Below are 13,351 nucleotides of genomic sequence, written 5' to 3' on the forward strand. Positions count from 1 at the left end.
TCCCTGCCCGCCTGATCTTGGAGAACCACATGAGCACCACCGTAGGAACGTCCCCCGACGTCAAGGTCCACAAATCCCACATGCGCACGCTGGGTGGCACCGGCATCGGCAACGCCGTTGAATGGTACGACTGGGCAATCTACGCCACGTTCTCGCCGTTCATCGCGAGTGCTCTCTTCAGCCAAGCCGACCCCACCTCAGCCGTGCTGTCCACCTTGGCGATCTTCGCCGTCGGGTTCGTTGCCCGTCCGTTCGGTGGGTTCGTGTTCGGCTGGATCGGCGACAGGATTGGCCGCAAGACATCCATGACTGTGGCTGTGGCATTGGGCGCGGTGGGCAGCCTCCTCATCGGCATCGCCCCAACGTTCGCTGCTGTTGGAGCCTTCGCTTCGGTGACGCTTCTGGTGGCCCGGCTCATCCAGGGCCTGGCGCACGGTGGCGAGTTGCCGTCGTCGCAAACGTATTTGTCCGAGATGGCGCCCAAGGAACACCGCGGCTTCTGGGCCACCCTCATCTACACCTCCGGCACTGCCGGCATCCTCGCCGGAACGCTGCTGGGAGCGATCCTGAGCAACGTGCTGAGCAAGGAGGACATGAGCGCATGGGGTTGGCGTATCCCGTTCCTGATCGGTGGCGCACTGGGCATCTATGCCCTGTTCATGCGGGCCAAGATGAAGGAAACCGAGGCTTTTGAGGCTGAGACTCCCAACGAGAAGCGCTTGCCCATCTGGCCGCAGATCGTGAAGTACCGCAAGCAGGCGATGCAGGTCATCGGCCTCACTGTTGGCCTGACCGTTGTGTACTACATCTGGGGCGTGGTGGCACCCAGCTACGCTGCAACCTCCCTGAAGATGGACCGCGGAGAGGCGCTCTGGGCAGGTGTGATCGCCAACGTGGTGTTCATTGCCGCCCTGCCGTTCTGGGGCAAACTGTCCGATCGCATCGGCCGTAAACCGGTGATCATCGCTTCCTCCGCAGGTGCCGCGCTCATGCACTTCCCCATGACGTGGCTCCTCAAAGACTCACCCTGGCAGCTGGCAGTGTCCATGTCCGTGATGCTGTTCTTCATCGCCGGCAGCGCTGCGATCGTCCCGGCCGTCTACGCAGAGCTCTTCCCCACGCACATCCGCACCATCGGCGTCGGCGTCCCGTACTCCATCTGCGTCGCCGTGTTCGGTGGCACGGCTCCGTACCTGCAGACGTGGCTCGGCACCATCGGGCAAGCTCAACTGTTCAACGTGTACGCAGTGATCCTGCTTCTGGTGGGCATCGCGTTTGCCTTCTCTATCCCGGAGACCAAGGGCAAGGACCTCACCGTCTAACTACTCCGGATTTCGTTGCGAGGCCCGCTCTGCGCTCTTCCCTGGGCTTTTGGGATGCAGAGTGGGCCTCACAACGTTAAACGAAGCGGTCGCGGCCGGCCCGGTATCCGAAGAAGGCCGCCAGGGAACCGACCACCAGGAACAGGATTCCGGCGGCCGCGAACCCTCCTGTGGCTTGGTGCAGCTGGCCCACCATCAACGTGCCAAGGGAACCCACTCCGTAGCCGACGCCCTGCATCATTCCGGACAGGTGCGCGGCAGTGTGGGCGTCGCGGGTACGGACCATGATCATAGTGAGGGCCACGGCGGTCAACGACCCCTGGCCCAGGCCGTTGAGCCCGGTCCAGATCCAGATGAGTTCCGTGGGGCCAAAGATCGTGAGCGCAAAACCGCCACCCGTCATCAGAGCCACCACCATGTTGATGATCCGCTGGTCCTTGAAACGCGTAGCCAGCGCAGGGGCAAACAGTGAGCCCAGCATCTGAAGCACAATCGACACCGACACGATCAGCCCCGCCGTTCCCCCGTCGATCCCCCGGTCGCGGAGTATGGGCGCCATCCACGCAAATACGCTGAACGACATCATGGCCTGCAGCACCATGAACATCGTCACCTGCCACGCCACGGCTGACCGCCACACGTTCACGCCGCCGTGGACTGCCTGGTGCTTCACGGAAGGTTGCCGGATTGCCAGCGGCAGAAAGAGCAAAAGCACGACGGCGGCGGGCACCGCCCAGAACCACAGCGCCGAAGTCCAGTGGCCGGTTGCCGTAAACACCGGATACGTGAAGCCCGCTCCAAGGGCGGCCGAAGCGCAGATCGCCGTCGTGTAGAGGCCGCCCATCAGGCCAAGCCGGTGTGGGAAATCCCTTTTGACGACGCCGGGAAGAAGGACATTGCACAAGGCGATTGCAGCACCGCAGGCGGCGGTTCCGGCGAGGAGTGCGGGGAGGTGTCCGGCGCCGGGGATCTCCAGGGGCCTGATCACCAGCCCCGCGGTAAGCAGAGCCATGGCCCCGAGGAGCACCCGTTCTGCGCCGAACCTGCGGGCCAGAATGGGGGCGAGCGGGGCGAAGACGCCCAGCAACGTCACCGGCACGGTGGTGAGGACCACCAGCGACCAGCCCGGCAGACCGGCGTCGGAGGTTATTTCCGGCAGGACGGCGGAGAAGCTGGAGAAGACCGTCCGCAGGTTTAGACCGATCAGGACCAGGCAGATGCCCAGGTAAACCAGGCCCCTCTTGCCTCGGAGCTGGGTGGGATCGGGTGCCGGCTCTTCGTCGATCTCCGCGTCCACCGCGATCTCAGGGAGGACAGACTTCTCTGGGTAGCCGGGGGTCTTGGAGGAGGTCACCCGCCCTATTCTGTCAGCCAGTGATTCCTAAGCCCCCAGCTGGCAGTCATTGCCCGGGATGTGACCGGATCTCAGGCAACAATTTCCTGTCCGTGCCAGCCGTCGTCGTCGCGGGTGAACTGCCAGCGGATGTGGGCATCGCCCGACAGGTCCAACCAGTCCAGATCCGTCATGTCGATTCTGATCCAGGCAAAACGCTCCATGGCCGTCTCAACATCACCCGGGCCATCAACACGCTCATCCGGGCAGGGAGTCCCCGGAACCAGCCGGGACGCATAAAGGTGCCGGCTGTTCGGGCTGAACCGCTCCCATGCCCGGCGTCGTTCCTTCTCATCGTCGACCACCGCAGCGTCACCTCTGATGCGCAGCTGAACCCCGCGCTCGTCGTCGTACAAGGTCAGTGCCACCCGTGGCTGGTGGCCAATCTCCGAGACCTTACGGGACAAGGAGTTGGTGGCCACCATGACCCGGTAAGCGGCGCGGTCCACCTCCCGGATGATGACCGCACGGACCCGCGCTCCTCCGTCCGTTCCCGTGGTGCCCAGGAAACCGAGCGTAAAAGGGGTGCGCCCTTTGGTGGCCGCCACCAGAGATCCCAGAACCCGCTCCAGCGTCTCCTCGCTTGTATTCATTGCCCGAGACAGCGGGGAGAAACAACCCGCGTGGTGCTGGCAGGATTGTTGACCAAGGCGGCAGCGGGCCGGACAGGGCGTAGCTGAAGGTTTCCACCGCAGTTCGGGCAAGACCGATGAGGGAACCGGTCAACACAGTCCGGGCACCACGTGCACTCAAACGTACAAATGTAGGCCTCTCCAGAGGGCGGGATGTCACGGTTGCAGCATTCACAGTTCGGGCGGATCTCAAGCATCAGGCAACTCTACCCACAGGGTCACAACTCTCCCTGCCACGGCCGTGGACCGGCGCTGATCGTCTGATCCGGAACGCAGAGGAGACTCGCATCCGAACCCAAGTATTCTGGAAGTGATGAGTGAAACCCCAGATTCCCCGCGACCCGTCACGCCCGGCACCCAGGCCTCCTTCGGAACCTACGGTGGCCGCCCGGTCAGCTTCGTGCGCCGTGGCACCCGTTTGCAGGGCCGCAGGCAGGCCGCGTGGGAAGAGCACGCCGAGCGCTGGGCCATTCAGGTGCCGCGCCACGTAGCCAATACGTCCGTTCACCCTGATTACACCTTCGACGCCGAGGCAGTCTTTGGACGCAAGGCACCCCTGATCGTGGAGATCGGGTCCGGCCTGGGTGACGCCGTGGTTCACGCCGCGGAGCAGAACCCGGACAAGGACTTCCTTGCCGTAGAGGTCTACACGCCGGGGCTGGCCAACACCATCATCAAGATCAACAGCCGCGGGCTGACCAACGTGCGCGTGGTGGAAGCCAACGCTCCCGAGGTCTTGGAGTCGATGCTCCCGGAGGGGTCGGTCAGCGAGCTTTGGGTGTTCTTTCCGGACCCTTGGCACAAGGCACGGCACCACAAGCGCCGGCTCATCCAGCCTGCCTTCGCTTCCGTAGCTGCCAAGGCACTGGTCACGGGCGGCTACTGGCGCATCGCAACCGACTGGTCCAACTACGCAGTCCACGTTCGCGAAGTGCTGGCAGGGTCCACAGAGTTCGAGAATATGCACGAAGGCGAGCGCAGCGGCGAAGAGAGCCCGCTAACGCAGGTGTGGCAGTCCGGCGTCGAGTCTGTGGTGGGCGGTGCACCGGTCAGGGAAGGTCGCGCGCCCGTTAGCACCGAGCACACCGGACCGAACGAGGGCGTGGATGTTGAAGGCGGCTGGGCTCCCCGGTTCGATGGCCGGATCCGGACAAGCTTCGAGAACAAAGCCCACGAGGCCGGGCGCATGATCTTTGATCTCACCTACCGCAAAATCTAACCGCAGGACTTTGGGGGAATCATGAGCTACCAGCCACCGATCGATTACTACCAGCAACCGCAACGTTCCGGGAACCGGGGGCTGGGCGCCGGGATCACGAGCATCGTCGCAGCCGTGCTCTCGCCGATCGCGGCAGTAGTCAGCATTCCGTTGGGCATTGCAGCCATTGCTTCATCAATTAGCCGCTACAACCAGGGCAACGACGCTTGGTGGTTTGGTGCGCTCATCCTGGCGGGTGTCGCCGTCCTACTGGCCCTGGTTGCTGTGGTGAGCGGGCTGATCGCCGTCTTCCGTGCCGGCCGCATGAACGCAGGACGCATTACGGGCATCATCGGATTGGCCATCATGGCGGTCAACATCTTTGGCATTGTCCTCATGGTGTTCCTGGTGCTCGGCTCGGGTCAGGGGTTCTAAATGCCGCAGGTACGCGCCGAGCGGTTCATTCGGTTGGATCCGGAAATGGCCTTCGCACTGTCCCAGACCACCGGTGAGTTCAGGCTCAAATGGGATCCGTTCATCTCAGCCCAGGCTTTTCTGGACGGAGCCACGGCAGCCGGTAAAGGCGTCCGGACGCGGACCGTCTCGCGCATGGGCCTGAAAATGGTCAGCGAATACGTCTCTTACACACCTCCACGGAATGTTGGTATGACCATGGTTTCCGGGCCTTGGTTCTTTGAGAACTTCGGAGGCGGTTGGCGGTTCGCCCCGGACGGCGACGGCACACGGGCAGTCTGGAAGTACACTTTTTCCTGCCGCCCCGCATTCCTGAAGCCCGTAGCCGAGAGGATCGGCAGCTGGGTGCTCGGCCGGGAAATTGAGCGTCGGATCGAGGCGTTTGCCCGGGCCTGCGAAGACCACGCCTTGGTGGCAGAGCTCCGCGCCCAGGCCAACGAGGTTACGGACCGGTAAGGCTCACGGCACCGAAATCGAGGCCACCGTTTTCTGGGCTTCGTCGCGAAGCTCAACACCAGCGATGCCAGCCAACTGCACCGGTGTGGCACCTGTGATCTTGATCCGGCCGCTGGCCGTGGCCGTCCATCCGCAGGTACGTTCCTCGGCACCGTCCCGGCCCTTCACCCACAAGTACAGGGTCCCTTCAAGCGGCATGCTGCGTCCCTCCACCTCGAGCTCGGTCCCCCAGTTCTTCTTCACCATGCCCACGGTCAACTGCAGCCCGTCGTCTGACTGAACCGAATAGCTGGCGTCCGGTTTCGGCGGCTGATTCAGCAGCGGCCCGGCGAGAAAACCAACCGCAAGGCAGGCAGCGGCAACGGCACCCACCAGAGCCGCCCACCGGCGTCGTGATTTGCGTCTACGGACCGACAAGTCAACCAGGACCTTCTCTGGAAGCATCTCGGGTTTCGGTTCCAATGGCGAGAGTACGTTCGCGCCACCGGCGACGGTCAGTGCCACGGCGTCGGCTGCGGGAACGGCGTCAAGCAATGCGGGCACGCTCTCCAGTTGCTCCAACTCTTGGCGGCATTGAGCGCATGCGGCGAGGTGGTCTTCAAACAAGCGCGCTTCCTGTGGCTCGAGGCCACCCAGCAGGTAGGCACCCAGCAAGTGGTGGACGGAGTTGCCGTTCATCGTTCCACCCCCATTTCATCAAGGATTGTTCGGAGAGCTTTCACGGCGTAGAAAGCCCGGGATTTCACGGTTCCCGCCGGGATGTTCAGCTGCAATGCTGCCTCGGTGACGGTGAACCGCTGGTAGTGAAGGGCCACCAAAACCTGGCGGTGTTCGTGGCTGAGCCGGATCAGCGCCTCCTCCATGAGGACTCGGTTCAGGAGTTCATCAACGCGTTCCGTCGCAGGATGGTCCGGGAGGTCTTGTTCGCCTGCCTCGGAGGGCCGGCGCTGAGCCTTCCTGTAGTTGTCGATGATCACGTTGCGGGCCGTCCGGAAGAGGTAGCTGCGCAAACTCCCCGTGATCTGCGGAGCGTGCTGCCACACCTTGAGGATGGTTTCCTGAACGACGTCATCGGCCTGGTGGGTGTCCGAGGTGCAACTCAGAACGAAGCGCTTCAGCGCCGTGCCGTGCTCGCGGTAGATCGCAGCCACCACGTCTTCATCCAACGGCATAGCCACCTCCTTCTCTCCGCTGCCCCTTCGCTTATACGACGATGCATGCAAGGAAAAGGTTCAGCTTCATGAACCATTCTTCCCCCACCGGCGTCGTAGTGGTTAGCGCCGGCCCATCCCGGCCGGCTCGTCAAAGGAGCTAGATATGAAGAAGCCATGGGTTTTTGGAATCGGTGCGTTGATCCTGACCGCCGCTCTGGCCGGATGTGGTGGAGGTCCGGGAACCACCACAACCTCCGCACCACCGCCCGCCACTACCTCCCCCGCAGCACCTACCTCCAGCGCTCCGGCAGCCAGCGCTGCAGCCGGTGCTGAGATGAAGGTTGCGTCTTCAAGCGCCGGCCAGATCGTGGTGGACAGCAAAGGCATGAGCCTCTACTTCTTCACCAAAGACGTGAAGGACTCGGGAACCAGTGCTTGCACAGCGGCCTGCCTGGACGCGTGGCCTATTTTCACTACGACGTCGGAGTCCCCCACTGTTGAGGGCGTCACGGGCACCGTGGGAACCATCGCGTCACCTGACGGGAAGAAGCACGTGACAATCAACGGCATGCCGCTCTACTACTACGTCAAGGACAAAGCTCCCGGCGATGTCACAGGTCAGGGCGTGGGCGGTGTCTGGTATCTGGTCAGCCCTGCCGGTGAGATGATCAAGTAGGCCTGCCATTGGAAGCGCGCCGAGGTCGCGGGAAGCCTGCCACGTCACCGGAAGTTTCCGTGCGAGCACGCAGGATTCCCGCGAACTGGGGGTACGGCCCATCACCCGAGTGCACGAAGGATGCGATCTTTGAAAGCACGCTCTTGAAACAAGTCCTTCCACTCGACCCGGATAAACCGCCACCCCTCCTCGACGAGCGCCTTTTCCCGACGCCGCTCTTGGAAGATGACCTCGTTGGTGGGCGCGAAGTCGAAGTACTTTGTCCGCCCGTCAAACTCCAGAGCTAGTTTCTCCTCTTCCCAAGCGAAATCCATGCGATGTCGACCCAGGCGGGACTGCACCTCAAACTGCGGCTGTGGAGGCCTGATGCGCAGCCGCTGCATCAACTCACGGGTTAGCGTTTCTCCCGCAGACTCGGAGCGTGGATCCGCGTTGTCCAAGGCCTTGCGCAGTGTGCGGACACCGCGTTTTCCGGCCGAAACTGCCGCCAGCTGGGAAAGTACCCTGTGGTCTGCGCCCACACGCAATCCATGGTCCAGGATCACCAGCGCTTTCGGATAACTCAGCATCCTGGCGCAGTCAGACATCGTGCGCTCAAGCGTAGTCACCCGCAAACCCTGAACCACCACAACATCGTCTTCGGTAAAGCTTTGCGTGTGTCCTCTAACGTCCTTCCCCGAACGGTCAGAGGAAGGCCGGGCGGAGTGAAGGATATGAACCTTGTCATCAACACCCCATACGAAGAGACCGTGGAGTCGTGCCGCCGACAGATGGCTGTAGACGAAACCTCCCGTTGACGACGTCAGAGTCCCATGAGCGTGCGCCAGAATCCGCTCCAAAGCCTGCCGCCTGGGGCCCAAGGCGTTCCATGTATCACTCCTGATATAGCAGCCATATCTCAAGCGAAGCAGTTCGCCGGAGTCCACCAAGGCCTTGATATTTCGACTGTTGAGACCGAAACGGAGTAACTCGTCTGTTCTCCACATGTGGCCCCGCGAAGGTAGTGCCGAGGCCGCCGGGGTGTCGCCTTTGCGCGTTGAAGGTGTGTTCATCGGTTCAGCTTGGCCACCGCGGACCGTGGCCGGAACGGGCATTTCCGGCTATGTGGAAAGTGCCGCGCCGAAACTCCGGGAATGCGGTGAATTCGCGGGAGTTTTGCGCACGCCGCCGCAGCTTTGGGGCGAACTCGATGGTCCAAGCCGCAAGAAAGGCCGGTAACGGGTCCGCTAGACTGCAGGCTACTCACTGGGGAGAGGGCATGACACAGGACATCAGCAGAAAAAAGGCGCCAACCTTGACGTTCCTGGGGGTGCAGGAACTCGCGTGGACTTTGGGGCTCGTGGCCATGATCATCAATGCCTCTGAGCGTGGCCTGGACTGGATCTGGGTGGGCCTGTTGGTCTGCTGGCAGGCATCCATCGTGTGGGGCTTCCTTAAGTTCCGCCAAGCCAGACCACGCTAGAGCGCCGAATTCGCCGGAAACGCGTCGAGACCACCGGAACGCTACGGAGTTCTCGCAGCGTTCCGGCGGTCTCGAGGCGGCAAGGGCTTAGGCGTCGGCGAACTCCTCGGACTCTTCGAACTCTACGGCCGCGATGATTTCCTTGGTCTCCGGGTGGATCATGAAGGCCTCGTCGTCGTCCTCGATCATGAGGTAGTCGCCGTGGTCGGTGGAGAAGTGCCAGGCGAGGGTCTTGACGCCGTCGTGCTCGTAGTTGGGGTCGCCCATGGTGATCTTTTCCAGGGCGTAGCCGGCAACGTCGCACAGTTCGCGGATGATGACCTCGAACTCGGGGGCGTTGGCCAGGGCTTCTTCGTCGGCTTCGGCTTGGCGCTCGGCGAGGTCCGGGATCTGGGCCACACGATGTGCGATGTGCTCTTCGATTTCTTCGTCGGAGAGAACCAGCAGCCCCGACTGATCGCGGAGGAACGCGCCGTTGAGCTCGATGATGTCCTCTTCTTCCAGCAGAGCCTCAAACTCCCCGTCCAGCTCGTCCAAGGTGACCACGGAAGCCGGCGGAGTTTCGGACTCGTCCAGCTCGCCGTCAAGGTAGGCCTCGGCTTCGTTCTCGGTCAGTGCGTCAAAGGCAGCCGCGGTCCGGTTGAACAACTCAAGGTGGCGTACGGCGCCCATTTCCGCAAGCCCTGACCGCACAAAAGCGTCCACTTCTTCACGCTCCGGTGCTGTGAAGACGTACTGGGCGAAGCCGCCGGCCAACGCCTGGGTGAGGTAGAAGTCCACAAAGTAGCTGTTGAGCGCAGCGGTGGCAATTTCGTCGCTGTTGAGGAGCTCTTGGTACATGTGGTTCACCACGTTGACATTGGAATCCACCACATCCGCGTTGCCGGCTTCGAAGCTGCTCTTGCTCAGGACAACGGGGTACTCGTTGGTAGTCATGGGAAATCCTCACTGCTGAAAGCTGATGGTGCTCCGGACACTTTCAACGTACGCGCGGGAGCAGCGCGGCAATCGAGGATGAGGTTAACGGAGGGCGAAGTTTGGGAGCCGTTTTCTGCTGACTAAGATTGAACAGATATCCTCCTGCCGAAAGTAGCCCTACGCATGCCGTCCCACACAGACGAAAACTGGGAACTGGCCATTCAGACTCCTGCCATCACGGACCGCTCGCTCGCGGCCGGACTGGCTTATGCCATGGGCAGCCGCGTGAACGGGATTACTTTTGACGCGGCTACGGGCCTCCTGATGGGCAAGGTCCGCGGCACCGGTCCGCAGCCATATTCGACGTCGGCCAAACTGGTCCGCAAGCCCAGCGGCTGGAGTTGCACGGTGGGTATTTGCAGCTGCCCGGTCCGTAAAGACTGCAAACACGTGGCCGCGTTGCTCTTCACTGCCGAAGACCACCCCACCATCCGCGCCCAGCTCCTCTCCCAAGCGCCCGGAATTCAGACCTCCCGGGTTGGTTCGGGTCAGCAGGGCGGCTCGGCACGTCCTGCCTGGGAACAAGCCCTCAACAGGCTGATCGCCAAGCCCGGCACAGCTCCGAGCGCCGCGGGCATCCAGCTGGCGCTGCAGTTCGAGGTGGAGGAGCCGGCGGCCCACTTCTCCTACACAGGCCGCCGCGATCCTATGCGCAGCGTCCGCCAGCTCAAGGCCCGCCCGGTGATGATGGGTGCCAAGGGCAAATGGATCCGCGGCGACGTCTCCTGGAACAACCTGAGCTACGTCAGTTTCCGGCGTGAGTTCAACGAGGTCCACGTCGAATGGCTTCAGACTTTCTTGGCTGCGCACGGTTCCAGCAACGGCCGGCAGCAACCATCCGGTGCCATGTGGTTGAGCCTGAACGATTTCGCTGCCAAGAACCTGTGGACCCTCCTTGCCGATGCCAACAAGGCCGGCATCCCTCTCATCCACTCCGCTGGTAGCGAGCCTGTCCGCGTGGAGACGCAACCCGCCGTCGTCGGACTCAGTTTGGCGCGTCTTGGTGCCGATCCGGACGCTGCCCCGGACACCGCAAAGCACGAAGCGCCCGACGGCGGCCTGCAGCTTGCGCCGTCAGTCACCCTGGGCGGGGAAGCCGTGGATCCCGGATCCGTGGGTTTCCTGGGCAAACCGGCCAACGGAATCTTCTTCACGCACTCCGGGGAAACCCTGCCCGGCGTGCCCCAGCAGAAGAACCTCATCACCCTTGCCCCCATCGAGGGCGGCATCACGGACGAGCTGCTGGAGTTCGTCATGGATGGCCAAACGCTGCAGATCCCGGCCGAGGACGAGAGCCGGTTCCTGACCTCGTTCTACCCGAAGCTGCGGCAGTCAACGCCCGTGCAGGCCGCGGACGAATCGGTGGAGCTGCCCACGCTGGCCGTCCCCACACTGTCCCTGCTGGCCAACTACGGCAACGATCACAAGGTCCGGCTGCACTGGGAGTGGCACTACAAATCCGGCACGCTGGTCACCGCCCAGCCGTTGTGGCGGCACCCGGACGATCGCGGCTACCGGGACGACGTCGAAGAAGCACGGATTCTGGAGTCACTCGGACGGCCGTGGGACGTGGTGCCCGCACTGGCCGAATCGGCAACAGGCGGCTGGGGTGCTCCCCGCATCGCTGCCTCGGCTGAGCTCAGTGGCCTGGACACGTTGGCGTTCACCGAGGAGGTACTGCCCGCGCTTCAGGACCTGCCCGACGTCGTGGTCGAAACCTCCGGCGCCATCGCCGATTACCGTGAGGCCGCCGAAGCACCCGTGGTGTCCATTTCCACCAAGGAAACGGCAAGCGGCGACTGGTTCGACCTCGGAATCGTGATCACCCTCGAAGGCGAACCCGTCTCTTTCGCCGCAGTCTTCTCCGCGCTCGCCGCCGGAATGAGCCGCATGCTGCTGCCCAGCGGTGCCTACTTCTCGCTGGACCTTCCGGAGTTGCACCAGCTCCGCGCGCTGATCGACGAAGCCCGGTCCCTGCAGGACAACCCCGACAACAAGGACGGCACCCTGCAGATCAGCCGCTTCCAGGCCGGCCTCTGGGACGAGCTGGCGCAGTTGGGAATCGTGGACGAACAGGCCGCCGCGTGGCGCGAAGCCGTTGGCGGGCTGCTCGACGACGGCGTGACCGGACTTCCCCTCCCGGCGGGACTTAACGCCGATCTTCGTCCGTATCAGCTTGAAGGCTTCAACTGGCTCAGCTTCCTGTACAAGCACAGCCTGGGCGGCGTGCTGGCTGACGACATGGGCCTGGGTAAGACCGTGCAGGCCATTGCTCTGATCTGCGCGGCGAAGGACTTGGCCGCGGAAACTACTGCTGCCGCTCAGGGCGACTCTTCCGAGGTAACCCCGAGGGCTCCTTTCCTAGTGGTTGCGCCCACCAGCGTGGTGAGCAACTGGGCGGCTGAAGCACAGCGTTTTGCCCCGGGATTGGTAGTGCGGACCGTCGGTGAAACCTTCGCCAAGAGCGGGTTGTCGCCGGCCGAAGCGTTGGCAGGTGCCGACGTCGTCATTACCTCGTACGCACTGTTCCGCATTGATTACGATGCCTACGCGTCCTTCCAGTGGGCCGGGCTGATGCTGGACGAAGCGCAGTTCGTGAAGAACCACCAGTCCAAGGCCTACCAGTGCGCTCGCAAGCTGCCGGCGCGGTTCAAGCTGGCGATAACGGGCACGCCCCTGGAGAACAACCTCATGGAGTTCTGGGCGCTGACCTCCATTGTGGCGCCGGGACTGTTCCCGAGCCCCAAACGGTTCGCGGAGAACTACCAAAAGCCGGTGGAAAAGAACGGCGACTCCGCCCAGCTGGGCAAGCTCCGGCGTCGTGTGCGTCCGCTCATGATGCGCCGCACCAAAGAGCAAGTCATCAAGGACCTGCCGCCCAAGCAGGAGCAGATCCTTGACGTGGTGCTGAACCCGCGGCACCAGAAGGTTTACCAGACGCACCTGCAGCGCGAACGGCAGAAGATCCTGGGCTTGATTGATGATGTGAACAAGAACCGGTTCACCATCTTCCAGTCCTTGACGTTGCTGCGTCAGCTCAGTCTGGATGCCTCGTTGGTGGATTCCTCGTTGTCCGGTGTTCGCTCGTCCAAACTGGACGTGCTGTTCGAGCAGCTGGAAGACCTCATCTCCGAGGGCCACCGCGCCCTGATCTTCAGCCAGTTCACGGGCTTCCTGGGCAAGGTCCGCGAACGCCTGGACGACGAAGGCGTGGAGTACTGCTACCTCGACGGCTCCACCCGCAACCGTGGAGATGTTGTCAGCGAATTCAAGAACGGTGCCGCTCCGGTGTTCCTGATTTCGCTGAAGGCCGGTGGCTTCGGGCTCAACCTGACGGAGGCAGACTATGTGTTCCTGCTGGACCCTTGGTGGAACCCGGCGTCAGAGGCCCAGGCCGTGGACCGCACGCACCGTATTGGGCAGGCCAGGAACGTGATGGTCTACCGGCTGGTGGCGAAGGACACCATCGAGGAGAAGGTCATGGCGCTGAAGGCCAAGAAATCACAACTGTTCGCGGACGTGATGGAAGGCGATGCCTTGGCCGGTGGCTCGTTGACGGCGGACGACCTCGCGGCGCTGTTCGCGGAGTAGTTGGTTTTTGTACAG

The 13,351-nt window shown here is 62.8% G+C and carries 14 protein-coding genes; 7 read left to right on the top strand and 7 right to left on the bottom strand.

Features of this window, described 5'->3' with window-relative positions:
• Positions 1–29: 29 nt before the first annotated feature.
• On the top strand, positions 30–1,322 hold the full coding sequence (locus ACZ5J0_RS16810; RefSeq protein ID WP_464093617.1) for an MFS transporter: 1,293 nt from the start codon (positions 30–32) through the stop codon (positions 1,320–1,322).
• 76 nt (positions 1,323–1,398) lie between these two features.
• Here ACZ5J0_RS16810 and ACZ5J0_RS16815 read toward each other — a convergent pair whose 3' ends face one another.
• From ACZ5J0_RS16815 to ACZ5J0_RS16825, 3 genes are all read right to left on the bottom strand, one after another.
• Positions 1,399–2,676 carry a CynX/NimT family MFS transporter gene (locus ACZ5J0_RS16815; RefSeq protein ID WP_464093618.1) on the bottom strand — a complete coding sequence of 426 codons (1,278 nt, stop codon included), beginning with the start codon at positions 2,674–2,676 and terminating at the stop codon, positions 1,399–1,401.
• A 71-nt stretch (positions 2,677–2,747) separates the two neighbouring features.
• Complete coding sequence (locus ACZ5J0_RS16820; RefSeq protein ID WP_166842264.1) at positions 2,748–3,308, bottom strand: pyridoxamine 5'-phosphate oxidase family protein; 561 nt, start codon at positions 3,306–3,308, stop codon at positions 2,748–2,750.
• Positions 3,305–3,544 carry a DUF1272 domain-containing protein gene (locus ACZ5J0_RS16825; protein WP_166842263.1) on the bottom strand — a complete coding sequence of 80 codons (240 nt, stop codon included), beginning with the start codon at positions 3,542–3,544 and terminating at the stop codon, positions 3,305–3,307. Before ACZ5J0_RS16825 ends, ACZ5J0_RS16820 begins: the two co-directional genes overlap by 4 nt.
• 116 nt (positions 3,545–3,660) lie before the next feature.
• Here ACZ5J0_RS16825 and trmB point away from each other — a divergent pair, with 116 nt between their 5' ends.
• From trmB to ACZ5J0_RS16840, 3 genes are read left to right on the top strand one after another with little or no spacing between them, the layout of a single operon-like run.
• Positions 3,661–4,566 (top strand): tRNA (guanosine(46)-N7)-methyltransferase TrmB, encoded by a 906-nt coding sequence (trmB, locus tag ACZ5J0_RS16830; protein WP_166842262.1) that lies wholly within the window; start codon positions 3,661–3,663, stop codon positions 4,564–4,566.
• A gap of 21 nt (positions 4,567–4,587) precedes the next feature.
• Positions 4,588–4,980: a hypothetical protein gene (locus ACZ5J0_RS16835; protein WP_464093619.1), complete on the top strand. Its 393-nt coding sequence runs from the start codon at positions 4,588–4,590 to the stop codon at positions 4,978–4,980.
• Complete coding sequence (locus ACZ5J0_RS16840) at positions 4,981–5,475, top strand: type II toxin-antitoxin system RatA family toxin (protein WP_464093620.1); 495 nt, start codon at positions 4,981–4,983, stop codon at positions 5,473–5,475.
• Positions 5,476–5,478: 3 nt separating this feature from the next.
• Here ACZ5J0_RS16840 and ACZ5J0_RS16845 read toward each other — a convergent pair whose 3' ends face one another.
• Together ACZ5J0_RS16845 and ACZ5J0_RS16850 are read right to left on the bottom strand one after the other, a co-directional pair.
• Positions 5,479–6,153 carry an anti-sigma factor family protein gene (locus ACZ5J0_RS16845; RefSeq protein ID WP_464093621.1) on the bottom strand — a complete coding sequence of 225 codons (675 nt, stop codon included), beginning with the start codon at positions 6,151–6,153 and terminating at the stop codon, positions 5,479–5,481.
• Positions 6,150–6,647 carry a sigma-70 family RNA polymerase sigma factor gene (locus tag ACZ5J0_RS16850; protein ID WP_142937857.1) on the bottom strand — a complete coding sequence of 166 codons (498 nt, stop codon included), beginning with the start codon at positions 6,645–6,647 and terminating at the stop codon, positions 6,150–6,152. Before ACZ5J0_RS16850 ends, ACZ5J0_RS16845 begins: the two co-directional genes overlap by 4 nt.
• A 145-nt stretch (positions 6,648–6,792) precedes the next feature.
• On the opposite strand from ACZ5J0_RS16850, the gene ACZ5J0_RS16855 reads away from it, so the two are divergent.
• A complete protein-coding gene (locus ACZ5J0_RS16855; RefSeq protein ID WP_464093622.1) occupies positions 6,793–7,305 on the top strand; it encodes a COG4315 family predicted lipoprotein in 513 nt (170 codons plus the stop codon).
• A 101-nt stretch (positions 7,306–7,406) separates the two neighbouring features.
• Here the strand turns inward: ACZ5J0_RS16855 and ACZ5J0_RS16860 are convergent, their stop codons facing one another.
• Complete coding sequence (locus ACZ5J0_RS16860; protein ID WP_464093623.1) at positions 7,407–8,357, bottom strand: type IV toxin-antitoxin system AbiEi family antitoxin domain-containing protein; 951 nt, start codon at positions 8,355–8,357, stop codon at positions 7,407–7,409.
• Positions 8,358–8,563: 206 nt separating this feature from the next.
• On the opposite strand from ACZ5J0_RS16860, the gene ACZ5J0_RS16865 reads away from it, so the two are divergent.
• A complete protein-coding gene (locus ACZ5J0_RS16865) occupies positions 8,564–8,767 on the top strand; it encodes a hypothetical protein (RefSeq protein WP_464093624.1) in 204 nt (67 codons plus the stop codon).
• An 87-nt stretch (positions 8,768–8,854) separates the two neighbouring features.
• On the opposite strand, the gene ACZ5J0_RS16870 is transcribed toward ACZ5J0_RS16865, so the two are convergent.
• Positions 8,855–9,703 (bottom strand): DMP19 family protein, encoded by an 849-nt coding sequence (locus ACZ5J0_RS16870; RefSeq protein WP_464093625.1) that lies wholly within the window; start codon positions 9,701–9,703, stop codon positions 8,855–8,857.
• Positions 9,704–9,868: 165 nt separating this feature from the next.
• Between ACZ5J0_RS16870 and ACZ5J0_RS16875 the strand changes: the two genes are divergently transcribed.
• A complete protein-coding gene (locus ACZ5J0_RS16875) occupies positions 9,869–13,336 on the top strand; it encodes a DEAD/DEAH box helicase (RefSeq protein ID WP_464093626.1) in 3,468 nt (1,155 codons plus the stop codon).
• The last annotated feature ends 15 nt before the right edge of the window (positions 13,337–13,351 follow it).

This window comes from Arthrobacter sp. DualSoilB13 (genome assembly GCF_055389195.1).